This window comes from Nonomuraea sp. NPDC049129 (genome assembly GCF_040648495.1).
Classification (GTDB): Bacteria; Actinomycetota; Actinomycetes; order Streptosporangiales; family Streptosporangiaceae; genus Nonomuraea.
Genome location: NZ_JBEZDU010000017.1, coordinates 170,471 through 194,232, shown reverse-complemented (window position 1 = coordinate 194,232; position 23,762 = coordinate 170,471). Strand labels below are relative to the sequence as shown.

Annotated in this window: 24 protein-coding genes; 13 read left to right on the top strand and 11 right to left on the bottom strand. The window is 69.2% G+C overall.

Going from position 1 to position 23,762, the window contains the following annotated elements; genetic code table 11:
- Positions 1-27: 27 nt before the first annotated feature.
- Together AB0B64_RS40805 and AB0B64_RS40800 are read left to right on the top strand one after the other, a co-directional pair.
- The gene (locus AB0B64_RS40805; RefSeq protein WP_358184745.1) at positions 28-1,110 is read left to right on the top strand and encodes a cation diffusion facilitator family transporter; all 1,083 of its coding nucleotides are present in this window, start codon (positions 28-30) and stop codon (positions 1,108-1,110) included.
- A gap of 42 nt (positions 1,111-1,152) precedes the next feature.
- On the top strand, positions 1,153-2,334 hold the full coding sequence (locus AB0B64_RS40800; RefSeq protein ID WP_357952600.1) for an acyltransferase: 1,182 nt from the start codon (positions 1,153-1,155) through the stop codon (positions 2,332-2,334).
- Between the two features lie 122 nt (positions 2,335-2,456).
- Here AB0B64_RS40800 and AB0B64_RS40795 read toward each other — a convergent pair whose 3' ends face one another.
- Positions 2,457-2,921, bottom strand: coding sequence for a hypothetical protein (locus AB0B64_RS40795; RefSeq protein WP_358184742.1), 465 nt, complete (start codon positions 2,919-2,921; stop codon positions 2,457-2,459).
- Between the two features lie 89 nt (positions 2,922-3,010).
- Between AB0B64_RS40795 and AB0B64_RS40790 the strand changes: the two genes are divergently transcribed.
- On the top strand, positions 3,011-4,186 hold the full coding sequence (locus AB0B64_RS40790) for a hypothetical protein (protein ID WP_358184739.1): 1,176 nt from the start codon (positions 3,011-3,013) through the stop codon (positions 4,184-4,186).
- Between the two features lie 33 nt (positions 4,187-4,219).
- Positions 4,220-5,356 carry an SPFH domain-containing protein gene (locus AB0B64_RS40785; RefSeq protein WP_358184736.1) on the top strand — a complete coding sequence of 379 codons (1,137 nt, stop codon included), beginning with the start codon at positions 4,220-4,222 and terminating at the stop codon, positions 5,354-5,356.
- Between the two features lie 45 nt (positions 5,357-5,401).
- Here AB0B64_RS40785 and AB0B64_RS40780 read toward each other — a convergent pair whose 3' ends face one another.
- Both AB0B64_RS40780 and AB0B64_RS40775 read right to left on the bottom strand, forming a co-directional pair.
- The gene (locus tag AB0B64_RS40780) at positions 5,402-6,802 is read right to left on the bottom strand and encodes an MmgE/PrpD family protein (protein WP_357952604.1); all 1,401 of its coding nucleotides are present in this window, start codon (positions 6,800-6,802) and stop codon (positions 5,402-5,404) included.
- A gap of 13 nt (positions 6,803-6,815) precedes the next feature.
- Positions 6,816-7,613: a cyclase family protein gene (locus AB0B64_RS40775; RefSeq protein WP_358184733.1), complete on the bottom strand. Its 798-nt coding sequence runs from the start codon at positions 7,611-7,613 to the stop codon at positions 6,816-6,818.
- A 77-nt stretch (positions 7,614-7,690) separates the two neighbouring features.
- On the opposite strand from AB0B64_RS40775, the gene AB0B64_RS40770 reads away from it, so the two are divergent.
- Positions 7,691-8,449 (top strand): IclR family transcriptional regulator, encoded by a 759-nt coding sequence (locus tag AB0B64_RS40770; RefSeq protein ID WP_357952606.1) that lies wholly within the window; start codon positions 7,691-7,693, stop codon positions 8,447-8,449.
- Positions 8,450-8,896: 447 nt separating this feature from the next.
- Here AB0B64_RS40770 and AB0B64_RS40765 read toward each other — a convergent pair whose 3' ends face one another.
- A complete protein-coding gene (locus AB0B64_RS40765; protein ID WP_357952607.1) occupies positions 8,897-9,895 on the bottom strand; it encodes a hypothetical protein in 999 nt (332 codons plus the stop codon).
- A 395-nt stretch (positions 9,896-10,290) separates the two neighbouring features.
- Between AB0B64_RS40765 and cutA the strand changes: the two genes are divergently transcribed.
- Complete coding sequence (gene cutA / locus AB0B64_RS40760; RefSeq protein WP_357952608.1) at positions 10,291-10,638, top strand: divalent cation tolerance protein CutA; 348 nt, start codon at positions 10,291-10,293, stop codon at positions 10,636-10,638.
- Here the strand turns inward: cutA and AB0B64_RS40755 are convergent.
- Together AB0B64_RS40755 and AB0B64_RS40750 are read right to left on the bottom strand one after the other, a co-directional pair.
- Positions 10,635-11,165 (bottom strand): NTF2-like N-terminal transpeptidase domain-containing protein, encoded by a 531-nt coding sequence (locus tag AB0B64_RS40755; protein WP_358184729.1) that lies wholly within the window; start codon positions 11,163-11,165, stop codon positions 10,635-10,637. The two genes, cutA and AB0B64_RS40755, sit on opposite strands and share 4 nt — an antisense overlap.
- Positions 11,166-11,544: 379 nt before the next feature.
- Positions 11,545-12,168 carry an NAD(P)H-dependent oxidoreductase gene (locus AB0B64_RS40750; protein WP_357952610.1) on the bottom strand — a complete coding sequence of 208 codons (624 nt, stop codon included), beginning with the start codon at positions 12,166-12,168 and terminating at the stop codon, positions 11,545-11,547.
- Positions 12,169-12,415: 247 nt separating this feature from the next.
- Between AB0B64_RS40750 and AB0B64_RS40745 the strand changes: the two genes are divergently transcribed.
- The 3 genes from AB0B64_RS40745 (at position 12,416) to AB0B64_RS40735 (ending at position 14,254) form a co-directional block, all read left to right on the top strand.
- A complete protein-coding gene (locus AB0B64_RS40745; protein WP_357952611.1) occupies positions 12,416-12,688 on the top strand; it encodes a hypothetical protein in 273 nt (90 codons plus the stop codon).
- Between the two features lie 65 nt (positions 12,689-12,753).
- On the top strand, positions 12,754-13,254 hold the full coding sequence (locus AB0B64_RS40740; protein WP_358184726.1) for a hypothetical protein: 501 nt from the start codon (positions 12,754-12,756) through the stop codon (positions 13,252-13,254).
- Positions 13,255-13,753: 499 nt separating this feature from the next.
- Positions 13,754-14,254, top strand: a complete 501-nt coding sequence (locus AB0B64_RS40735; RefSeq protein WP_357952613.1) for a hypothetical protein — start codon at positions 13,754-13,756, stop codon at positions 14,252-14,254.
- 474 nt (positions 14,255-14,728) lie between these two features.
- On the opposite strand, the gene AB0B64_RS40730 is transcribed toward AB0B64_RS40735, so the two are convergent.
- Positions 14,729-16,009 carry an ATP-binding cassette domain-containing protein gene (locus AB0B64_RS40730; protein WP_357952614.1) on the bottom strand — a complete coding sequence of 427 codons (1,281 nt, stop codon included), beginning with the start codon at positions 16,007-16,009 and terminating at the stop codon, positions 14,729-14,731.
- Between the two features lie 352 nt (positions 16,010-16,361).
- On the opposite strand from AB0B64_RS40730, the gene AB0B64_RS40725 reads away from it, so the two are divergent.
- On the top strand, positions 16,362-17,387 hold the full coding sequence (locus AB0B64_RS40725; RefSeq protein ID WP_358184723.1) for a LacI family DNA-binding transcriptional regulator: 1,026 nt from the start codon (positions 16,362-16,364) through the stop codon (positions 17,385-17,387).
- A 34-nt stretch (positions 17,388-17,421) separates the two neighbouring features.
- Positions 17,422-18,339, top strand: coding sequence for a PfkB family carbohydrate kinase (locus tag AB0B64_RS40720; protein ID WP_358184721.1), 918 nt, complete (start codon positions 17,422-17,424; stop codon positions 18,337-18,339).
- A gap of 48 nt (positions 18,340-18,387) precedes the next feature.
- On the opposite strand, the gene AB0B64_RS40715 is transcribed toward AB0B64_RS40720, so the two are convergent.
- Complete coding sequence (locus AB0B64_RS40715; protein WP_357952617.1) at positions 18,388-19,596, bottom strand: hypothetical protein; 1,209 nt, start codon at positions 19,594-19,596, stop codon at positions 18,388-18,390.
- 221 nt (positions 19,597-19,817) lie between these two features.
- Between AB0B64_RS40715 and lexA the strand changes: the two genes are divergently transcribed.
- Positions 19,818-20,477, top strand: coding sequence for a transcriptional repressor LexA (lexA, locus tag AB0B64_RS40710; RefSeq protein ID WP_357952618.1), 660 nt, complete (start codon positions 19,818-19,820; stop codon positions 20,475-20,477).
- A 153-nt stretch (positions 20,478-20,630) separates the two neighbouring features.
- Here the strand turns inward: lexA and AB0B64_RS40705 are convergent, their stop codons facing one another.
- The 3 genes from AB0B64_RS40705 to AB0B64_RS40695 all read right to left on the bottom strand — a co-directional run bounded on the left by AB0B64_RS40705 (position 20,631) and on the right by AB0B64_RS40695 (position 22,322).
- Entirely contained in the window at positions 20,631-21,110 is a 480-nt protein-coding gene (locus AB0B64_RS40705) for an NUDIX hydrolase (protein ID WP_358184718.1), read from the bottom strand.
- A gap of 184 nt (positions 21,111-21,294) precedes the next feature.
- Positions 21,295-21,930: a transcriptional regulator gene (locus AB0B64_RS40700; RefSeq protein ID WP_357952620.1), complete on the bottom strand. Its 636-nt coding sequence runs from the start codon at positions 21,928-21,930 to the stop codon at positions 21,295-21,297.
- Positions 21,927-22,322, bottom strand: a complete 396-nt coding sequence (locus AB0B64_RS40695; protein WP_358184715.1) for a DNA-binding protein — start codon at positions 22,320-22,322, stop codon at positions 21,927-21,929. Before AB0B64_RS40695 ends, AB0B64_RS40700 begins: the two co-directional genes overlap by 4 nt.
- A gap of 59 nt (positions 22,323-22,381) precedes the next feature.
- On the opposite strand from AB0B64_RS40695, the gene AB0B64_RS40690 reads away from it, so the two are divergent.
- Positions 22,382-23,650, top strand: a complete 1,269-nt coding sequence (locus tag AB0B64_RS40690) for a PEP/pyruvate-binding domain-containing protein (protein ID WP_358184712.1) — start codon at positions 22,382-22,384, stop codon at positions 23,648-23,650.
- The last annotated feature ends 112 nt before the right edge of the window (positions 23,651-23,762 follow it).

Genomic DNA, 23,762 nt, shown 5'->3' with positions numbered 1-23,762 from the left:
CGCGACTTGTTGGGCAAATGAGGTGCTATGACCGGTCAGCACGATTCCACCTCTTCAGGCCTTTCACCCGAACCTGCGCATGGACACGGGCACGGTCATGGGCATGAGGGCGAGCGCGGGCGCGGTGGGATCAGAGGGCTGCTGGCGAAGGCCGGGCATGCCCTCACGCCGCACAGTCACGACAGCGCCGACAAGACCGACGCCGCCCTGGAAGGCAGCAGTCGCGGGCTGCGCGTACTGGCCGTCTCGTTCGGTGTGCTGCTGGTCACCGCCGCCGTCCAGGCCGTGATCGTCGTCATGTCCGGCTCCGTCGCGCTGCTCGGCGACACCCTGCACAACGTCGCCGACGCGCTCACGGCCGTACCGCTCGCGATCGCCTTCTCGCTCGGCCGCCGGGCCGCCACCCGCCGCTTCACCTACGGGTACGGCAGAGCCGAGGACCTGGCCGGCATCGCCATCGTGCTGATCATCGCCGCCTCCGCCGTCCTTGCCGGGTACGAGGCGGTCACGCGGTTGCTCCACCCCCAGGACATGCGGGCCGTCGGGTGGGTGGCCGCGGCGGCCGTGGTCGGGTTCCTCGGCAACGAGTGGGTGGCGCGCTATCGGATCGGGGTCGGCAGGGAGATCGGCTCCGCCGCGCTGGTCGCCGACGGGCTGCACGCCAGGACCGACGGCTTCACCTCGCTCGCCGTGCTCATCGGCGCGGGCGGCGCCGCGCTGGGCTTCCCCCTCGCCGACCCGATCGTCGGCCTGCTCATCACCGTCGCCATCTGCTTCGTGCTGCGCGACGCCGCCCGCGAGATCTATCACCGGCTCATGGACGCCGTCGACCCGGCCATCGTCGACGAGGCCGAAGCCATCCTGGGCGGAGTCGAGGGAGTGGAACGCGTCGGCTCCGTACGATTGCGCTGGATCGGCCACGCGCTGCACGCCGAGGTGGAGATCCTGGTGGGCCACGAACTCTCGCTCGTGGACGCGCACGCTGTGGCGGTGGCCGCCGAACACCGCCTCATCCACGAGCTGCCCAGACTGCGCGCCGCCACCGTACACACCGACCCGCACGGCCCGGCGGGCGCCGACCATCACGCCCCGCTGACCAGCCATCGCTGACGACAGGGCATTATCGGTGCGGGTCAGGGTAGGTTTGGGCGGGTGTCGATCGCCCCCGCCACGACCACACCCACCACGACCCCCGCCCCCGCGCGCCTCGCCTGGCTCGACGCCCTGCGCGGCATCGGGGCGCTCGCCGTGGTCGCCGAGCACCTGCTGCCCTGGTTCCTGCCGGCGCTCCGGCCCTTTTGGTTCAGTCTCGGCGTCTACGGCATTCTGGTGTTCTTCCTGGTCAGCGGCTACATCATCCCGACGTCGCTGGAGCGGCACGGCGATGTGCGGACGTTCTGGGTAAGCCGCGCCTTCCGTCTCTACCCGCTCTACCTCGCCGTGGCGGCCCTGGTGCTGGCGGCGGCCTGGTGGGTGCCGGTACGCGCGGAGGTGCCCCGCGACGGCACGGCTGTGGCGGCGCACGCGACGATGCTGCTCGACGTGGTGGGCGTCGGGGGTGTGGCCGACACCATGTGGACGCTCTCGTACGAGATGGTGTTCTACCTGCTCGTCACCGCGCTGTTCGTGACCCGGCTGCACGAGCGGAGCGGGCTGTTCGCAGTGCTGTTCGCGGCCGGTTCGGTGGTCGTCGGGCTGCTGGTCGGTGGGGCGCTGCTGAAGGGCGGCTGGGTCGCGTACGCCTCCGGGGCCGCGTTCTTCGCCGGGCTGGCGTGCGTGATCTCGGGCAGATTCCGTACGGCGGCGGCGTGCGCGCTGGGCCTGATGGCGGTGGCGCTGCTGGTCCTCGGCAGCCGGGTGCCGTGGATGGGCGTGGCCGTGCTGGGCGTCATGTTCGCCGGGACCGCGATCCACCGCTGGGAACGCGGCACGGGCGGGCTGTGGCCGGTGGCGGCGACTGCCGGACTGGTCGCGCTGGCCCCGATCTGGGCGATCGAGGCGGGATGGTGGTGGGTCGAGCCGGACGTGTGGATCACCACGATCGCGCTGGCGGCGGCCACCTTCGCGGGCGGGATGGCGCTGCGGGGGCGGCGGGTGCCGAGGGTGCTGACCTGGCTCGGGCTGATCAGCTACTCGCTGTATTTGGTGCATCATCCGCTGCTGAAGTTCTTCGTGGAGGTGAGCGGGGATCTGCGGCGGTCGCCGCTGCCGCTGCAGCTCGGGATGGCTACCTTGGCCATCGTGCTGGTCCTGCTGGCCAGCGCCCTGGCTTACCGCTTCGTCGAGAAGCCGATGCAGTCGTTAGGCCGTCGGGTGTCCCGTCGCGCCGCCTAGGGCCAAGGGTTTCCTGGGTGGTTCGTCACGCGACCGCCTCAATCCGTGTGATGGTCCGTGGTGGCTGGGGTCCCGTGGAGGGACAACCTCGTCGGGGGCGGACGGCGACGACCGGCTGGTGCTTAGAGAGTCGGGACGCACCGCCGGGGCTGGTCCAGGGCTGAGACGATCTCCGGGTGGTGGGCCAATGCCTGCCGTACGACGGGATCCTCGGCTGTCAGGAACGCCAGGTGCCGGATGGCGTGGGCCACCACATTGGCCACCTCGACGCGGCCGGGCGCGGGCGTGGCGGGTGCGTCACCGGCGACGATCTCCAGCACGGGCAGGTCGATCGCGGGCAGCCACGGCTCCGGGTCCGGGCAGACGGCGTACGTGAGCACGATCTCGCCCTCGGGACGGCAGCGCCAGCTCGTGGAGTGCACGACGGTGGACGGCGCGTCGGCCGGGATCCCGCTGACCCGGCGCGCGGTCTGGTCGGGCGTCTCTCCGGGGGCGGGCACGGCGGTGGCGTGCCGGTACGCCCACTCACTGTCAGTGCTCGCCCGTAGCATGAGCGTCTCGACCGAGACGACGTGTCTTCCCGTCACCCCCGACAATCTACTGCCAGCTGTATGCAGAAGCGATCTATTCGCAGAAGGCCGTAGGTGGGGAGGCGCGAAGAGAGAGGCGGACAGCCATGCCCGGGTTGCTGGTGCTCATGGGGTCGGGCGAGACGAGCCCGACCATGGTGGAGGTCCACCGCTCCGCCGCGCGGCGGCTGCGGCCGGGCGCGCGGGCCGTGCTGCTCGACACCCCTTACGCCTTCCAGGAGAACGCGGCCGATATCTCCGCCCGTGCCCGCCGCTACTTCGCCCGGAGTGTCGGCCTTGAGGTCGAGGTGGCGACCGGGGCGGCCGGAGCCGACTGGGTGTTCTCCGGGCCCGGCAGCCCGACCTACGCCCTCGATCAGTGGACGGCCGCGCCCACGGCGGGCGACCTGCGGGCCCGCGTCCGGGCCCGCCAGGGTGTGACCGTGCTGGCCTCGGCCGCCGCCTGCACGGCCGGGCTCGCGACGGTGCCGGTCTATGAGATCTACAAGGTGGGCGCCGAGCCGCACTGGCGCGAGGGCCTCGACCTGCTGGCGGCGCTCGACCTGCGGGCGGTCCTGATCCCGCACTTCGACAACGCCGAAGGCGGCACCCACGACACCCGCTACTGCTACCTGGGGGAGCGGCGGCTGTCCCGGATGGAGCGGGAGCTGCCGCCGGGCACGGCCGTTCTCGGCATCGACGAGCACACCGCGGTCGTCATCGACCTCGACGCCGAGACCGTCGAGGTGGCGGGCCGTGGCGGGCTGACCGTACGTCGTCCCGGCTCGCAGGCGGTCCTGCCCGCGGGCACCCACATCGGTCTGGAGGAGGTCCGCCGCCTGGCCGAAGGCGGTCGCGTCGCCGCCGCGCCATCGCCCCGGCCCGCCGCCGTCTCGGCGCCGGCCCAGATCACGCTGGAGGAGACCGTACGCTCCTGCGAGCGGCGCTTCCAGCTCGCGGCGGCGGCGCCCGACCTGGTCGCCGCGGCCCGCGCCGTCCTCGACATGGAGGCCGAGCTGGTCAAGTGGGCGGCCGACACCGAGGAGGACGCGGGCGGCGTCGACGAGGCAAGAGAGCTCATGCGGCTGCTGATCGCTCGGCTCGCCGAGGTGGCCACCACCGCCGATCTGCGTGCCCTCGTCGAGGCCCTCCTGGCGTTCCGCAACGACCTGCGCAGGCAGGGCCGCTACGAGGTCGCCGACGCGCTGCGGGCGGCGATGCTCAGCGGCGGCGTGCTCGTCGAGGACACCCCTGACGGACCGCGGTGGACCACCTCGCGGTAACCGGCCTACTCTCGGAGCGGAAGGGACACCACCATGGTCACCAGCATTCTCTTCTCCGTCCTCGCCGTCATCCTGCTCTGGTCCGCCTTCAGCTTCATCAGGGTCGTCAACCAGGTCGAACGGGGCATCGTCTTCCGCTTCGGCCGGGCTCAGAAACAGGTGCGGCAGCCGGGGCTGAGCTTCCTCATCCCCTTTGTGGACAAGATGAAGAAGATCAACGTGCAGATCGTCACCATGCCGATCCCCACCCAGGAGGGCATCACCCGCGACAACGTCTCGGTCCGGGTCGACGCGGTCGTCTATTTCCGGGTCCAGGACCCGCTGCGGGCGGCCATCGAGGTCCAGGACTACCTGTTCGCGGTCGAACAGGTGGCGCAGACCTCCCTGCGCTCGATCATCGGCAAGAGTGAGCTCGACGACCTGCTGTCCAACCGCGAAGAGCTGCACAGGGGCCTCGCCCTCATGATCGACAGCCCGGCGCTCGGCTGGGGCATCCACATCGACCGGGTCGAGATCAAGGACGTGCAGCTGCCCGAGTCGATGAAGCGCTCGATGTCGCGGCAGGCGGAGGCCGAACGCGAGCGCCGGGCCCGGGTCATCACCGCCGACGGGGAGTTCCAGGCCGCCCAGAAGCTGGCCGACGCCTCCGCCATCATGTCCGAGACGCCGGCGGCGTTGCAGCTGCGCCTGCTGCAGACGGTGGTCGAGGTGGCGGCGGAGAAGACGACCACGCTGATCATGCCGCTGCCGGTCGAGCTGCTGCGCTTCTTCGACCGCATGGGGCGCGACCCCGCGCCGGTCGACGCGTTGGCGGACGCATCTGCCGCGGCCGCGACCTCCCGGGAGGAAGCCATTCGCGAGACGCCCATTCGCGAGACGCCCACTCGCGAGGAGACGGCTCCGCTGGAGTCGCTCCGGCGGGAGGTGCCCGCCCAGCTGCCGCCGCTCGACGAGGTCCGCAAGGTCATGCCGCCGCCGTCCCCGGAGGCGGAGATCCCGGAGGCGGCGTTCGCTGCCACGGCGGACCGCTCAGAGGCGGACCGCTCAGAGGCGGGCCGCCTGGAGACAGGCCTTCCGGAGGCGGTGGACAGCTCTGAGATGGCCGACCGGGTGGAGACAGCGGAGCGCTCGGAGGCGGCGGAGCGGACTCCCGGCGCACGGTCGATGTAGCCGCCCGAGCGGCTCCCTAGCGGTTCGTCGAGCCGGCGCGGTGGCTCAGGCGGTCGTCAGCCGGAGGAGCGGTGCCACAGTAGGGGCCTCGGGCAGGTCGCGGCCCGCCGCGACGAGAGCCGCCACGCGGTCCGGGTCGAGCGCCCGCCCCGCGTTCGTGCGGAACTTCACCGCGAGCTCCTCCGCCGTCAGCGGATGTTCCGGACCGCCACGGGAGGAGTCGACCCGATGCTCCAGCAGCGAGCCGTCACGCAGCCGTACCCGCAGCACGGCCGCGAACGCGTGCGGGAAGATCTCCGTCGCCCGCTCGTCCGCCACGCAGCGCACCCGCTCGGCCAGCGCCAGCCGTGCGGGATCGAGGGCGGCGAAGTCGTCCAGTGACAGCCCCAGCCCGCCGCCGCCGTGCAGCGCCGCCGCGACCGTGTACGGTCCCGAGAACTTCGCGTGGTACGGCGACTCCGGCCTGACCTTGTCGGCCCGGGGCTCGGCGATGGTACGCAGCACCGGAGCCGCGACCCCCAGTTCGACCTCCTCGATGTCGGCGGGGGACAGGCCGCCGGCGCGCAGGGCGAGGGCGCAGTCGATGGCCGGATGGGTGAAGTGGTTCGTCGGATACGGCTTGTAGACCGTACGCAGGAGTTCCCACCGCTCGCCCAGCCCCGACAGCAGCGCCTCGGCGTCGAACCGGCCGTCCAGCCACGCCTGGAAGAAGCCGAACCGGCCCTCCAGCACCGTGGGCGGCCCCGTCAGCCCCTCCAGCGCGAGCACGGCCGCCGTAACCCCCGAGTGGGCCGCCCAGCCGCAGTGCACCCGCTTGATCGTGCCGCCCGTGCGGTTGGCCTCGAGGACGCCGGCGCCCATGCTGGCCGCCACCCCGACGGCGTGGGCGATGCCGGCGGCGTCCAGGTCGTACAGCAGCCCGGCCGCGACCGCCGCGCCGAGCGTGCCGCAGATCGAGGTGGCGTGCTGGCCCTTCTCGAAGAACAGCGAGTTGCCGGCCTCCGGCAGGTAGGAGGCCATGCCGAGCCGGTTGCACACCTCGACGCCGGCCGCGACGGCCGCGATCAGCCGCTCGCCGGACGCGCCCGTGGCCTCCGCGGCGGCCAGCGCGGCGGGCACCACGGGAGCGCTCGGATGCAGCACGGACGGCAGATGCGTGTCGTCGTAGTCGAGCGCGTGCGCCAGCGTGCCGTTGACCAGCGCCGCCGACGGCGCGGGCAGCCGGTCGCCGCTCCCGATCGCGGTCGACTCCCCGGCCCCCTGCCACCGTCGTACGGCCCGCAGCACGGCCGGGGCCGCGTCACCCGCCGGCTCCGCGTAGGCGGCCAGGCAGTTGCCGAGCACGTCGAGCACCCGGCCCGTCACGTCGTCGCGCACCTCGGCCGGGACGCCGCGATCCCGGCAATCCACGGCGAATTCCGCGAGCCGCTGAACATGAGTGGTCACTTCCGCTCCCCGATCAGGCGATGACGGCGAGCGGGCGGACCGGGGCTCCCGTGGCGCCGACGATCGGCAGCGGGTTCAGCACCAGCAGGAACTCGCGGACTCCAGAGTCGAGCAGTTCGGCCAGCCGCATCGTCTCCACGATGTTGATGCCCGACTCCACCAGCATGATCCGGTGCACGGGGAGCGTGGCATGCCCGCGGCCCGCCGCGATGTGCTCGAAGGCGATGGTCTCGCCGCCCACCACGCGCGGTCGCCGCGCGGCCAGCCAGCGGCCGGCATCGGCGCCCGGACCCGGAACGCCGTTCCGCTGACCGACGAAGTCGTCCCCCGACTCCCACAGCCGTGACCAGCCGGTCCCGACCAGTACGGCGTCGCCCGCGCGGATCTCCAGGTCTCCGGCGGCCCGCTCCAGATCGTCGGCGGTGACCTCGTAGCCGGCGGGCAGCGTGGTCACCCCGTGCACGGCGGCCACGTCGAGCAGCACGCACCGGCCCACGTACGGCTCGAACCCGTCGATGCCCATGGCGCTGAACCCCTCGTGCGACATCACCTCGCCCGCCGGCCGCCCGCCGTACAGCAGGCCCTCCTGGGAGACGTGCGCCAGCGCGTCGACGTGCGTGCCGACGTGGCCGCCCGTGACGATGATCTCGTTGGCGGCCGAGCCGCCGTCGGTCCTGACCAGGTCGCCGTGCCGGCGTTCCAGCGCCATCCGGAACGGCGGGTGGTTGGGGGACTGCGGCATGCCCTTGCGCATCGGCTGCGCCAGGTCCAGCACGCGCGAGCCCTCCAGGGCCTTCCACAACGACGACATATCCGGTGGCTCCTTGTGTTCCAATAGTAGGAATGCTGTTCCCGACAGTACACATGATTCACCGGGGAAGGCCCACCATGCCCAGCCAGACCGCCGCCACCGTCGAACGGGCCGCCGACATCCTCGTCCGGTTCGCCGAGGCGGGCACGGACACACTCGGCGTCACCGAGCTCGCCGAGAGCCTGGGCATGTCGAAGGCGGCGGTGCATCGGGTGCTGGCCTCGTTCAGGAGCCGGGGGCTGGTCGTGCTCGACGAGGAGAGCAGGCGCTATTCGCTGGGGCTGACGGCGATGCGGCTCGGCCTGGCCTACCTCGACCGCATCGACGTACGGCGGCTGGCCGCGCCCGAACTGCCCGCCCTGTCGAGGCTGACCGGCGAGACCGCCACTTTGTCGATCAGGACCGGCGACACCCGCGTCTACATCGACCAGGCGACACCCGAGCGGGAGGTGATCATGTCGGTCTCGCTGGGCGTGCCGTATCCGCTGCACGCGGGCGGATCATCGAAGGCGTTCCTGGCGTACCTCTCGGAAGAGGAGATCACCCGCTATCTCAGCCGATCACTGGAAGCCATGACGCCCGCCACCGTCACGGACCCCGGCCGCCTGCACACCGACCTGACCCTCATCCGCCGCCGCGGCTACGCGATGTCGATCGCCGAACGGCAGAGCGGCGCGGCCTCCGTGGCGGCCCCCATCCTCGACCACCATGGCCGGCCGGCGGCGGTCATCAGCGTGTGCGGCCCGGCCGACCGCTTCATGGCCGAAGCCGACGCCTGCGCCGCCGCCCTCCTGCGGACCACCGACCGCCTGTCTGCCGAGCTTGGCCACCACTGACCCGACCACAACGGGCCTTCGCTTCGCTCCGGGCGTTCTTCCTCCCCGCCCGTTACCCGATTCGGTGGTTGGCCGTCTGATGCCCACCCGCCCAAAAAGGGCCTCCGCTACGCTCCGGACGTCCTCTCAGGCGGGCTTACGCCCGCCCCCTGAAGGGCCTCGCTGCGCTCGGACCGCCTTCCCGAACACGCTTCGCCGGGTCGGCTGGTTGGAGCGGGTTTGACCGTCACGGCAACATCATCGAGACCGGCATCGACTCCTACCGCCTGGCCCAAACCCGCGTACCGCGGAGGGGAACTCCAGCGCGGTGGCCGACATTACGATCATGCGCAATGCACGCATGGTGCCCCCGAATCCCGATGGTGCTGATCATGGGTGTTCGACGATCGGTGCCATCGGAAAGTTCGTGGGGGATTCGCATCCCAGAGCGCCTGCGAGTCCGGAGGCCTATGTGTCGAGCAGTTCCGGAGCGAAGACATCTTCGAGCTTCCATTGCCCGGAGGACAGGCCCTGCTCGTGGTGGTAGCGCAGATAGGTGTCAAGAGCGGAGCGGTTGGACGAGATGCCGTACGGCCACCAGTCCTCGGAGAATTGCTCGCCGTTGCGCTCGACCAGGGCATTCATCCACGGCACCATGGTCGGGACCTGGTAGAGCCTGCGGTTGCGGCGGTAGCGGTCGGCGGCGGCGTCCTTCGCCTCGGCGAATGCGCGGTAGACCTTGTGCGCGAGGTCAGGACGGTGGCGGAGGAGCTCTCGCCGGATGACGATCGTGTGCATGATCGGGAAGATCCCGGTTCGCCGGTGGTAGTCGCGCTCCAGCGGCTCGAAGTCGGGGAACAGACGGGCGACGTTCGGGGATCCATCGAGCACGCACTGCGGGACGTTCGCCGAGAACAGGGCGTCGATCTCGCCCGCGTCGAGCATCGCACCAAGTGTCTTCCCCTCAGGCGCGACGGTCACGTCGACGTCGGCCGGATGTGGATGGGGGATGAAGTCGAAGGGAGTCGCAGGGTGCTCCAGACCGCCGATCACCCAACGGCTCTGTTCGGGTTTGAATCCGTACTCGTCCATCAGGATTCCCTTGGCCCACACGCCGGAGTCCTGACCGTAGGTGCCGAATTCACCGATGGTCTTGTCCGCGAGATCACCTGGTTCAACGATCCCGCTGTGGGTGTTGATGAAGATGCACGAGTGCCGGAATACGCGGTTCGGGAAGATCGGCAGCGCTACGAACGGCAGACCGGTGCCCAGTAGCCGCAGGTAGAACGTGAGGCCGAGCTCGGCGACGTCGAACTCGTTTCCGCGGATCAGCCGATCAAAGATCTCCGGCAAGGTGACCCCGGTTTTCATCCTGACGTCGACGCCGTCGACGCTTACGCTCCCGTCGAACAGCGGCTGTGTCGTGTCGTACTGGAAGCACCCGATCGTGAGAACGGAGTCGGCCATGTGTATCGCTCCCATCGTTGACCGTCTCGGGCCTGCTGTCCAAGCCCATCCCGGCACGACCCCAGAACGGACCCGGCCGGTTAGCCGTGAGCGATCTTCGCAGCAAAGGCGCACAGCAGACCGGACAGAAGCGTGCCGATCGCGGCGGTTGTCACCTGCGCGCGGCTTCCCGTCCTGTCGTAGGTCATCTACCCGCTGCCTCGATCCCGCCGGGCGCAATCAGCGAACCGCGACGCACACGTTCCTTTCTTGGATGTTCACTTCCCAGATGCTCGAAGCGTAGGCACACTGCGCAGCAACTCGGGTACGGCCGTCATCTCGCCGTGTCCTTCGACGACGGAGGCGATCGTGACCCACAGAGAAGGTGATCGTTCATGGGACGTACGCTCGGAGCCATGACCCGCCATGTCGAAGTTCGCGTGACCGCCGACAGCCGCGAAGAGGCCGAACGCATCGTCAACGCGGCGGTCGAGAGCCGGGTGGCGGCCGGCGCCCAGATCAGCGGTCAGATCGTCTCCACCTACTGGTGGAAGGGCGAGATCCAGACGGCACCGCGCGAGCGCTATCTCTGCCTTGACGACGCACAACTTCATTCGCCGGGCCGGCTGATCGGAGTGGGCTTGCCCGTAGTGGCAACACCATCGAGACCGGCACCGACTCCTACCGCCTGCCCCAGACCCAAGCGCGCCACCGACCCCACCGCGCAAGCAACGGAGCCGAATCGCCTGATCTCAGTGGTCTAGCCGGTGACCCCTGGTTGGGCCGAGTCGGCCAGGGTTGCGACCAGTTTGAGGCCTTCGTCGGCGAAGAGGGATCCTGCCTGCTCTCCCTCGGCCCGCGTTTCTAGCAGGACCAGGCGGGAGGAACCATCGGGTTGGGGGACGACGCGGATCTGCCGTATCTCGCTGGAGCCGACCTCCTGCAGGCAGGGGTGGATCGCCGTCGGGGTCCAGTGAACTTTCCACGCGCGGTCGAAATCGATGACCTCGAAGTGCCCCTCGTAGGAGTAGGGGACCGGCCCGTCGAGAGTGACAGAGAACATGGCGTCATAGGCGGCGGCCTGCCCGAAATTCCGGTTGGACTCGGGACGGACGCGGGTCTCCCGGATGGTGATCTTCTTGGCCTGGGAGCCTCTGGTGAAGGCGTCATAGATGCCGTCGAAGTCGCGAGGCGGTTCCAGTACCTGGGCTTTCATGGCGGGCAGGTCGCCGCGTTGCCAGGCCGTCAGGAACGCGGTCGCCGTCTGCTGGGGTGAGCCTTCGGTGCGCATCGACAGGTAGACGGCAGTGCCCAGACCGAGGACGGCAGCCAGGGCTAGGGCGATGGTGATCCCTGGCCGTCGCCAAAATGGAGAAAAGACTGACATTAGTGGGCGATTTTACTGGCTAGATGCGGCTGTGGCCGCCCGAGTTGCGACATGTGCACAAGATCCGCACTTATCGCCAGACGGCGTCAAGGCCCCTAGCCAGATCGGCTTGTTCACCACGGCGACCCTGCGGCCCAGCTCCGATGCCGTCCATTATGAGGGTGTCGTTGCCAGTGCCCTGCTGGCAGGCGAGGACAGCTCCGCTTCGCCGACGCGGCCTACTCCACCGGCTCCTACCGCCCTCAGGCTGTCAAAAAAGGATCCAGGAACATCAGCGGATTCGCTAGAAGCGCCTGGCGACCTCGCGGGCCCGCTCGTCGGCCTGCTTCCGCTCGTCCTCGTACGACCCGGTCAACGTCGGATGGTGGCGGATCTCCTGGACATCGTCGATCCCGGCCCAGCGCAACCACCCGTCGAAGAACGTCGACTGGAAGTCACTCCCGAACTCGGCCCCGATCCCCGGCCCCCAGACCGAGCTGGTGTAGACGACAGCTGCCCGCTTCCCGCTCAGCAGGTGCTGGTACCCGGTCTCCGGGTCCACCCCGAACACCATGCCCGGCTGGCTGACCACGTCGATGAACTGTTTGAGCTTGTACGGCACGCCCATGTTCCACATGGGCACGCTGAACAGATACCGATCATAGGCATCGAAGCGCTCGAACATCCGCACAGCCGCCTCCCAGGCCACCGCCTCCTCTCCTACGGGCGTACCCCCTCCGAACACGGTCATCTTGGCCTTCGCCGCAGCGGGCCCGAACTCCGGCAGGCTCCCGTCCCACAGATCGAAGTGGTCGACCCGCCCCCCGGGATGCGTGGCGAGGTACTCCTCGGCAAAGGTCGAGGCGATGGCGATCGAGATCGACTCCGCTCCTCTGGGGGAGGCGGAGATGTGCAGCAAACGGCTCATGATTGTCCCCTTCCGGACTGCGGTCCGCTTGTGGGAAAGACAATACGGACCACGGTCCGGTTGGTCAACTACGGGTCGTACGGGCGTCCGGTCCCGTGTGGGCTCAGGGGTGGCCTCCCTGAGCTGTAGATCTTGGAGGGACCCCCATGAGGTCGGCTCCGAAACGGTTCGGCAACCGTCGTCGGCTTTCCCGGTCATCGCGCGGCGGAATGAGCCCGGCGCGCTGGGCATTTCAATTAAGTGATAAGTGGAATGGCAAGAGTGGATCATCTCCGTTTGCCGTCCTGATGGCGAGGAAATCAAGGCGATGCCGCGCATTGGCAATGGGTGGCCGGAGTGGGCGTTCCCGATCGAAGTGGGCAATTCGGAAACCAGCGCGATGCTGAGCGCCAATAAACGCGACAACGGCGGGGGTTGCACATGTCCCGAGCGCGTACACAGCGGCGCTCATTCGCGCCTGAGCCGTCGCACTTTCGGAACCCGCGCTCCTCTCTTGCCGCCCGTTCGTGGCATTTCCTGACCGGCGCGTACGCAGCGCGCCCTCTGCAGCGTCCATAGCCCTACCGGCCCTCCTGAGGAGTTCTCATGAAGCGACTCTCGATCCTCGTTTCTACGCCGCTGGCCCTGCTTGTCGCGGCGGCACTACCCGCGCAGGCTGTAAGCCCGCACTTCGTTTCAGCCAGCGCCCAGCTGGGTGGTACGAACTTGATCGTCTCGTTCAAGGAAGCCGGACTCGGCACCAACGAGAGCATCGACTATGCCGCGAGGGCGAGCGCGGCGGCCACGTACGTCTGCGTCAACCGGGGCGGGAGGAATCCCAGTGCCCAGAACAAGCAAGTCAATTCCGGCGAGGTGACCGCGACCGGCACATTCAGCTCCGGCAGGAACGGCCAGGTGACGGCCTCGCTCGCGATCCTCCCGCCGTCGCCGGAGGGCTTCTCCTGTCCGCCTGGACAGAGCCTGGAGATCGCGCAGGTGACCTATAAGGAGGTGGAGATCGCCGATGACACGAATGGTGTCACGGCGTCGATCCCGGGCACGTTCGGCACTGGGTGCCTGTTGCCTGAAGTGAAGGGTGCCTGCTAGGGAGCCAAGGGCTCGAGCGCGGAGGACCGGCCTGTGGGCCGGTCCTCCGCTGTTTGATAGCGGACAACTATCGCGCAGCGGACACGCCGACTATATAGGGCAATATGGCTTACATTATTATACCTAGCGGCGCAGAGAGTATATTAGCGGCCGAAGTAGGGCGGCTGGGTGAGCATTTCAATTAAATGACAAGCGGAGTGGCAAGTGTGCATCATCTCCGTTTGGGGTCCTGATGGCGAGGAAATCAAGGCGATGTCGAACGCCAGGCAATGGGCGACCTGGAACGAGCGTTTCTGATCGAAGCGGACAATTTCCAACACATCGGAATTGGTATCCCTGAAAGGAAACAGAACTTGCTCAGGTCGAATGACATTGTTGGCGTTTCGGTCTGATCGGCAGGTAATTCGCACTTCTGTCGAACAGTGACTCTTCCCTGCACCTCATGTCGGCAAATGCCAAAATCCCGAATTCAGTGTAGAGCAACGCCTGAGGAGTTCCCATGAAGCGACTCTCGATCCTCGTTTCTACGCCGCTGGCCCTGCTTGTCGCGGCGGCACTACCCGCGCAGGCTGTAAGCCCGCACTTCGTTTCAGCCAGCGCCCAGCTGGGTGGTACGAACTTGATCGTCTCGTTCAAGGAAGCCGGACTCGGCACCAACGAGAACATCGACTACGTCGCGAGTGCGACCTCGACGGCGACGTACGTCTGCGTCAACCGGGGCGGGAAGAATCCCAGTGCCCAGAACAAGCAAGTCAACTCCGGCGAGGTGACCGCGACCGGCACGTTCAGCTCCGGCAGGAACGGCCAGGTGACGGCCTCGCTCGCGATCCTCCCGCCATCGGCGGGGACCTTCTCCTGTCCGCCTGGACAGAGCCTGGAGATCGCGCAGGTGACCTACACGAGCGTTAAGATCACCGATGACACGAATGGCGTCACGGCGTCGATCCCGGGCACGTTCGACACCGGGTGCCTCTTGCCTAACGTGCGGGGCGCCTGCTAGGGAGCCAAGGGCTCGAACACGGAGGGCCGGCCCATGGGCCGGCCCTCCGTGTTCGCTCCTCCCGATCAGGCGGCCACGACCCGGACGATCTCACGGAGACCTGGTGCACACGTGCGATGAACTCCTCTCGGTGGGAGGCGTGCGGATGGTGGCTTGCGATCATTCCGACCTTCACGATGCGCTCCTTCGCCGGCTGCGTCCGATCGGTCGAATCAATGCCGGGTCCACGATCAGGTGGCGGAAGGGCCCGATCGCGGCCCTCACCGGTGACCATGCCGCACCAGCCGTTCCAGGGCGCCGGGCCGCCGGGTGCGGGAAACTCAGTGACAACACGACGAGAGCAGACCAGCAACGAGAGTCGCGAGTTGATCCTCGACGCGGCGGCGGAGCTGTTCGCCGAGAAGGGGTACCGGCAGACGACCTTCATTGGCCGCCCAGATGGCGCAGTGGCCGCCGAAGATCGCGCCGACGCGGTCAGCGGCGGGGTGGGTCGATGCGGGCGCCGTCCGGGGTGAAGATCATCAGGCGGCTCTGGTCGATGGCCACCTTGGCCGGTTCACCGGCGCGCCAGACCGGGCGGCCGCCCAGGCGGACGATGATGTCGGAGCGGCGGTGGATGCCGCTGCCGACGTTCTGACCGACCTGTTCTTGTTCCTCCCGCTCCTCGCGGTTGGAGAACATCCGGCGGACCAGCCCGCCGAGTCCGGCGGAGCGGTCCTTGCGACCGTTGACCTGGGCACGCCGGTCCGGCGGCTCGGGCACCGGTACGGCCGGGACGCCGCACTCGATGTAGGCCAGCCACTCGTGGCCGTGGTACTCCAGCGCCCGCACCCGGCCGAAGAACGACGGCCCCTCGTACGACTCGGGCACGGGCGCCAGGCCGTCGGGGCGCAGGCCGACCAGCACCTGGCCGCCGGTGTGCTGGGAGATGGCGTAGGCGCGGGGATCGCTCCACGGGAGCGTCAGCCGGTGCGGGCCGAAGTCGAGCATGACGTACTGGTTCTGCGGCGTCCGGACGGTCGCGGCCAGGAGGTTCAGCTGCTGGGAGTTGAGAAAGGCCGCCACGAACGCCGTCGCCGGGTCGTTGTAGATCTGCGCCGGAGTGCCGACGTCCTGCAGGACGCCGCGGTTGAGTATGGCGATCCGGTCGGCCAGCGTGAGCGCCTCGACCTGGTCGTGTGTCACGTAGATGGTGGTGACGTTCAGCGACCTGACCAGGGCGGAGATCTCCATGCGCAGCTCGGTGCGCATGCCGGCGTCGAGGTTGGACAGCGGCTCGTCCATGAGGAACAGCTTGGGCTGGCGGACGATCGCCCGTCCCATCGCGACGCGCTGACGCTGGCCGCCGGATAAGGTGCCCGGGCGGCGTTCCAGCGTGTCGTCGATGTGCAGCGCCTTGGACAACTCGGTGACGCGCTCGCGTACCTGTGCCGGGTCCGACTTGGCGATCTCCAGGGGGAAGGCGATGTTGCCGCGTACGGTCCTGTGCGGGTAGAGGGCGCCGTTCTGGAACACCATGGCGACGTCGCGGTCACGCGGCGCCAGGTTGTTGGCCAGCTGGCCGTCCAGCCAGAGGTCCCCCTCGGTGATCTCCTCGAGGCCCGCGATCATCCGCAGCAGCGTGGACTTGCCACAGCCGGAGGGGCCGAGCAGAACGAGGAACTCGCCATTTTCGGCCTTCAGGCTCAGTCGGTCTACCGCCAGGTAGCTACCCGGGTACACCTTGGTCACTTTGTCGAGAACGACCGAGCTCATGGGCCCAACACCTTGCGCACGTGTCACCTGTGACGGGGCTGATTGAAGGGGTAGTACATCGCGCCTTAACGCCACATGTCCACCCTTGTCATAAAAGATCTCTGCCCAATCGGGTTTCGGCTAGGGGTTTTGGGCATCCGATGGCGGAAACATCCGGAAAAATCGTGACTTGGAAGGGCTTGCGGGAAATTGCGGCAAGAGCTTTCATTGTCGGGACCGTCTTAGGGGCTGCGGAGCATGATCAGGGGTGGCGCGAGGCTGTGACGTACTCCGTGTACAGGCGCGGCTTCGCCGCCCCCGACGTCCCGCGCGCGTCACATCCGGCGGCCCGGTGGAAAGTAAAGTGGCGCGCATGACCGGTCACGCGCGCCTCGCCGACATCGCCGTCCAGGCCGGGGTGAGCGAGGCCACGGTCAGCCGGGTGCTCAACGGCAAGCCCGGCGTCTCCGTCGCCACCCGCCAGGCCGTGATGACCGCGCTCGACCTCATGGGCTACGAACGGCCACCCCGGCTGCGGCAGCGCAGCAACGGGCTCGTCGGCCTGGTCACCCCCGAGCTGGACAATCCGATCTTCCCGGCGTTCGCCCAGTCCATCGAGAAGGCGCTGACCCAGCACGGCTACACGCCCGTGCTCTGCACGCAGCTGCCGGGCGGCGCGCCCGAGGACGAGTTCACCGAACTGCTGGTCGACCGCGGGGTGAGCGGCATCGTGTTCGTGTCGGGGCTGCACGCCGACACCACCGCGCGGATGGACCGTTACACCAGGCTCACCGACCGCGGGCTGCCGATCGTGCTGGTCGACGGCTACAGCGAGCACATCGACGCGCCGTTCATCTCGCCCGACGACCGGCTCGCCGCGCGGCTGGCCGTACAGCATCTCGTGGACCTCGGACACGAGCGGATCGGGCTGGCGCTGGGGCCGCGCAGGTTCGTACCCGTGATCAGGAAGATCGAGGGTTACCGGCAGGCCATGGCCCAGCTGCTCGGCACGAACGCCGTCGACGAGCTGATCGCGCACTCGCTGTTCTCCGTCGAGGGCGGGCAGGCGGCGGCCATGCAGCTCCTGTCGCGCGGCTGCACCGGCATAGTGTGCGCCAGCGACCTGATGGCGCTGGGCGCGATCCGCGCCTGCCGCGAGAAGGGGCTGGCCGTGCCGGGCGAGGTGTCGGTGGTCGGCTTCGACGACTCGCCGCTGATCGCGTTCACGGATCCGCCGCTGACCACCGTACGCAAGCCGATCGGCGCGATGGCCACGGCCGCGGTGCAGACCCTGCTCGAAGAGGTCAACGGGGCGCCCGCCAAGCACGTCGAGCTCGTCTTCCAGCCCGAGCTGGTGGTCCGCGGCTCCACGGGCTCCGGCCCGCTGGTGAACCGATGACCGGGGCACGCCCGCTCTACTCGCTCCAGCGCCGATGATGCGCGATGTCCTGGTCCTCGGCGGCGCCGGGGTCGACACCACCGTGTACGTGCCCGCGCTGCCCCTCCCGTACGAGGACACCTACTCCGTACCGCCCGTGATCGACCGGATCGGCAACACCGGCGCCGGTGTCGCGCTCGGCTGTGCGGCGCTCGGGCTCGACGTCACGTTCGCCGACCTGATCGGTGACGACCCGCAGGGCGCGCTGATCCGCCACGCGCTGCGCGGCCTCGACTTCATCTGGGCGCCGGCGCGGGCGGGCACCCGGCGCAGCGTCTTGCTGGTCGATCCGGACGGCCGCCGCACCTCGCTGTTCGACCCCAGGGCCACGCCCGGCGAGCGGCTCCCGAGCCACCTCTACAAGGGCGTGCGCGCGCGGCACGCGCACGTGTCGATCACCGACTTCTGCCGCCATGTGTACCCGGACCTGGACATGCCCGTCTCCACGGACCTGCACGACTGGAACGGCGTCGACGACTACCACCAGGACTTCGCCTACCGCTCCGACCTCGTCTTCCTCTCGGCCGCCGCGCTCGCCGACCCGGCCGCCACCATGGCCGTCATCATCGAACGCGGCCGCGCCCACACGGTCGTCTGCACGCGCGGCGCCGACGGCTGCCTGGTCCTCACCCGCGACGCGCCCCTGCGCGCCTTCCCGGCCGCGCCCCTGCCCGGTCCGGTCGCCGACAGCAACGGCGCGGGCGACGCGTTCGTCTCTGGCTTCCTGTACGGCACTCTGCGCGGACTACCCCTGGAGCAGCGCGTAGGGCTCGGCGCCACCGCCGGAGCCCACGCCTGCACCGTCCTCGGCACCCACGAGTCCCCGATCACCGAGCCCACGCTGCTGAGCCGCGCGCTCGGCCAGGATGGGGTCACCGACCCCACCCGTGCTGACCCGCGCGCTCGGCCATGACGCCATTCACCGGACCCGCCCCGCTGAGCCGCGCGAAGGAGCCGAGCGCTAGCGATACTCCGTGATCGCGTCCCGGCCGATCGCCCACAACGGCTTCCCGCCGGGGAGCGCGGTCATCGCGGTCACGGGGGCGGGAGGTGTGACCCGCGACCACCTTCCGCCCGCTTCGGCCAGCAGCCGGTAGGCGTCTTTCGCGTCCTCGGAGACGGACTTCCGGGAGGCGACCCACACCACGCCATCACTGTCGCGGGCGATCCCGGTCAACTGCCCGCCGTCGATGGCGACCGCCCGCCAGGCCGTGCCGTTCCACCGGTAGGACAGAGGGCGGAACGCGCCGTCCGACGTCTCGTAGCCGCCCACGGCCCACACGTCGTCGGCGGCCACGGCCAGCACCGCCAAGACCCGCGAGTCGACCGAGCCGGACGGCGACGGCGAGGGCAGCGACGACGTGGGCTCCGACGGCGTGGGCTCCGACGGCGAGGGCAGCGACGGCGCGGGCAGCGGTACGCGTCGCCAGGCGCGGCCGTCGAAGCGCGCGACGGCGGGCTCCGACTGCACGTAGCCGTCGTCCGGCAGCGGGTCCACCTCGCCGACCGCCCAGATGTCCTGCGGCGACACGGCGACGGCCGCGTACGTCGCGATGGGGATCGCCTGACTGGTCCAGCGCTGCCCGTCGAAGTGCCGCGCCCACCCGTCACCGAGCGCCCACACCTTCCCCCCACCCAGCGCGACCACCTCTGACGGACTCGCGGTATCCCCCTCGGACGTGATCACCGGATCGGGGATGAACGACCAGCGCCGCCCGTCGAAGCGCAGCAGCCCGGACTCACCGCCCTCCTTGTCCTCGGCGATCACCCACACGTTGCCGGGATCCGATGCGTCTACCTTGGTGAGCGTGACGTACCGGGCCTGCTTCGGCAGTTCCTTCGTCAGCCGTCGCCAATGCTTGCCATCCCAGTGGACCAGTAACGCCTCGTGGCCGTCGGTGCCGAACGTCCGCTCACCGACCGCCCACGCGTCGGCCGCGCCCGTGGCCGCGATGTCCAGGAAGTCGGCACCGTAGTCCAGCCCCTTCTGCCGGTAGACCACCCGCCAGCGGCCCTTGGGGTGCGTCGCCACCGGGGTACTGTCACTCGGGCTGGGCCGGGAGGTGACGCGATCAGTCGGGCCGGGCTCGCGGCCGGTAGCCGAGACGACCGAACATCCGGTCAATGCCACCATCACCAGGGTGACGGCCGCCAGTCGCAGGCCCACCATGCCTCCTGTGCGCGTCCGTCTTGGGTGATCTCCGTGGGCACGGGCCAAAAGGAGCGGCGTTCACACTACCGCGAGGCACCGGCGACCGGTCAGGAACGGGAGCCACATTGAAGCAGCGGCATCTCCGGCGAGCGGACGGCGACTTCGTCCACCATCGATCCGATCGTCGCGCGGATGGCCGCCCACGCCTGCGGGGCGGAGAAACCCTTAACATTTCGCACGTGACCACCTACGACGGCCATGACACGTTCGAGCACCTGGGCGCTTCGGCGCTGCCGCAGCGCCAGCAACGGATCCTGGCCACGATCCGGGACTGGGTGGTCAGATACGGATACCCTCCGAGCACCCGCGAGATCGGCCACGCCGTCGGGCTGCGGTCGTCCTCGTCGGTGTCCAAGCACTTGAGGAGCTTGGAGGAGAAAGGGTTCCTCCACCGGGGCACGACGATGACCCGGCCGATCGACGTACGCCTGTTCCTGGGGGCCTCGGCGCCGGAACCGGCAGGGGACCTGGTGACCGTGCCTGTGGTCGGGGACATCGCCGCGGGCACTCCCATCCCGGCCGACGAGTACATGGACGACACACTGACCCTGCCCCGTGACCTCACCGGACGTGGCAACGTGTTCGGCCTGCGGGTGCGGGGCGATTCGATGATCGACGCCGCGATCTGCGACGGCGACATCGTCGTCGTACGGCAGCAGCCCGAGGCGCATTCGGGCCAGATCGTCGCCGCGATGATCGACGGCGAGGCCACCGTCAAGGTGTACCGCCGCCGCGACGGGCACGTCTATCTCGAACCGCGCAATCCCGTCTACGACATCATCGACGGCGACGGCGCCGTGGTGCTGGGCATCGTGGTCTCGGTCCTTCGCAGCCTCTGAGCAGCGTGCGGCGACCTTCACCGGCGCTCGCCACCTCCGCGATCACCTGGACAGGCCTGACGGTCGTGACCCGAACCCGGGGAAAGGCGCAGCCACGAATTTTTCGAGAGCGACCCGAGCGGGCGCCGGGGTGCGGCCGTCTTCGTGTGCGTCTTATGAGTTCAGTCGTTTGGTGTGTTGGGCCAGGGTCGTGTCGATGATCTGGGTGTTGCTGGGGGGAGGGTTGGTCGTGTCCCACCAGCAGATGGCGCTGATCTCTTGGTTGGGGATGAAGTCGTGGTGGCGGGTGGCGGCATGGGTGGTGTAGACGGCGGCGTATTCGTTGTGCGGCGGGGTGGTCAGCCAGAAGCGTGCGTATCCCGCGAGGGTGAGGGTGGGCAGGTGCAGGCCGCTCTCCTCGCGCAGTTCCCGTACGGCTGCTTGGAGGGGAGTCTCGCCAGGGTCGATCCGGCCGCCTGGTAGTTCCCACTGCTGACGGAAGCGGTCGAAGACCAGCAGCAGGTGCCGGCCGTACCAGACCACGACCAGAGCTGCCGGCATCGGCGCGTCGTCCGGCATGCCGGGGACTCGTGTGGCTGGCAGGAACGCCGTCAGCGCGTTCCCCCTCTTGTCCATGGCCAAAGCTCGATCCATACGTCCCATGGTGAGTGCTCCGCGGACGGACTCCGCGGGTAACACCTCAACCAGACCGTCGGCAGGCCATCCGGGCGCGTGAGGCCATCGCGTAGCGCTGGGCCCCACAGCATGTCCTAAGCCGGTGATGCGCCTGACCGGCGCCCCGAGGGTCATCGCGGATGCGGGGCGGCGGAGCGCGGGGTCAGGGTTCGGCGTGGCGGTCGATGCCGAGCGTGGCGATGAGGTCTTCGTGGAGCTCGAACCAGACACGATGGCAGGAGTCGACATCGGTGCGGTCGACCCAGGCGCCCTGCCCGGCTCGGGCGCGCGCCAGGGCCGCGCCGAATCGTGCGTCGTATCCGCGGAACCGGGTGAGTACGCCCCGGAGCCGGTCCGCGAGTGGCAGGAGCGCACGGTCGATGCCGGCGAGCTCGTCGAGGATCCGGGCATCCCAGACGGGATCGGAGTGGTCGTTGGCGGCGAGCCGGTCACCGGCGGTGGGCCGGAGCTGCCAGTCGGTGCAGGCTCGTAGCAGGAGGGCGTTCAGCGGGAGGAACTCGCGGTAGGCGTCACGGACCTCGTCGGCACCGCCGACGCGGGCGAGCTCGGCCGCGAGCAGGCGCTCGTTCTCGGCTCGGCCTGTTTCGGTCAACGACCAACCTCCGCTACCGGCGAAGGCGGTGTGCTCGACCCACCCACGTGCCTCGGCGTCGTGCAGCACCTCTTTCGTCTCGGCCGCGTCGAGCCCGTACCGATAAGCGATCACCGGGGTGTCCGCGAACCCGGTGATGCGTACGGAGTGCAGGACCAGGAGATCGGTCGCGGAGTCCCGTGTCATGAGCCGGCGTCCGATCGTCCTGCCAGGCGGGTGTAATGCTGCTGGCATGCCTGCGGGGAGTTGAACCCCATCGCCTGCGCCATCTGTGCCCAGGTCAGCCCCGCGCTCCGGGCCGTGAACAGCAGGCCGGCTTCGAGTCCTTCGACCTCGGCGCGTGCGGCGGGCAGGAGGGCGAGCGCGCTCAGGACGTCCTCCGGGTCCAGGTCGGCGTTGCGCCAGACGGCGAACTGCACGAGGTCGACCGCCGACAGCGGGGCGGGCGAGGGTCGCCATGGACGGGCGTCGAGCTCATCTGCGCCCAGATCCAGGAGACGCTCACGCGCGTCCTGCTCGCGGCGGGCCTGTACGTGATCGGTCTGCATGTTGTGAGCGATGTCCTGCTTGCGTGGCATGCACTTACCCTGCACAATCAACAAAACGTTGTCAATCATTTGTTGAAAGGTAAGGGTGGATGATCGTACCCCTCATGGAGGCTGCCGCCGATACCTGCGGAGGTAAGGCCGGCGCGCTCGGCGCGTTGCTCCGCGCGGGCCTGCCGGTTCCTGACGGCTTCGTCGTCTCGTACGCCGCCTACCTCGCCGCCGTCCGCGACCTGGACCTCGGGCGGTTCGCCGGCGAGCCGGACGTGGCGCGGCAGGTGCTTGAGTCCCGCCCGGTCCACGCCACCGTGGTCGATGCGCTACGCCGCGCACTCGACGAGCTCGGCGATCCGCCCGTGGCGGTCAGATCGTCGGCGGCGGACGAGGACACCGGCCAGGCATCGGCGGCCGGTCAGTACGAGAGCTTTCTCGCCGTGCGCGGAGCCGGTGAGGTCGCCGATGCCGTACGTGCCTGCTGGGCCTCGTTGTTCTCCGCACGTGCCATCGGCTACCGGCGCCACGGCCAGCCGTCCGACGATCTTGTGATGGCCGTCCTCGTCCAACGCCATGTGGATGCCGAGGTGTCCGGGGTCATGTTCACACCCGCGGGCCCGGACGACGCGACCCAGATCGAGGCGTCCTGGGGGCTCGGCCCCAGCGTCGTCGGAGGCACGGTAACCCCAGACGCCTACCGCGTCGCCGAGGACGGGTCGGTCACCCGTAGCGTCGCGGACAAACGGACCCGCCTTGACCGGCACGGCACGCGGCTCGTCATCAGCGACGTGCCTACTGGTACCCGGGACCAGCCGGCGATCGACGACGCGACGGCCACGCGGCTGGCCGAGCTGGGCAAAGACATCGCGGCCGTACGCGGTGGACCACAGGACATCGAGTGGGCGATGGTCGACGGCCGCGTCTGGATTCTGCAAGCACGGCCGGTCACCGCCGCACCCCCACCGGCGACCTCGCCTTCCAGTGCCTCGCACACCCCAGCCGCCACGCCCCCCGGAACCCTGGGCCACCACGGGACCGTAACCGGCACGCTCACCGGAACGCCAGGCAGCCACGGGATCGTAACCGGCACCGCGAGAATCGTCCGCGGCCCCGGCGACTTCGCGCGCGTGCGCCCGGGCGACATCCTCGTCTGCCCCTTCACCGACCCCGCTTGGACGCCGCTGCTGCGCGTCGCCGCCGGTGTCATCACCGAGACCGGAGGCGTGCTCTCCCACGCCGCGATCGTCGCTCGTGAGCACGCCATCCCCGCCGTCCTCGGCATCCCGAACGCGACGAGCACGCTCCACGACGACACCGTCATCACCCTCGACGGCACCAACGGCACCGTCACGGCGGCACGCGCGTGACTGATCACTTCCGTCCCTGGCCGGTCTACGTCAGGCCAAGAGCCGAGCCCACCCAGGCATCCCGCCACCGAACCCACACCTACGGATCCACATCGAAGGAGATGGGAAGCGG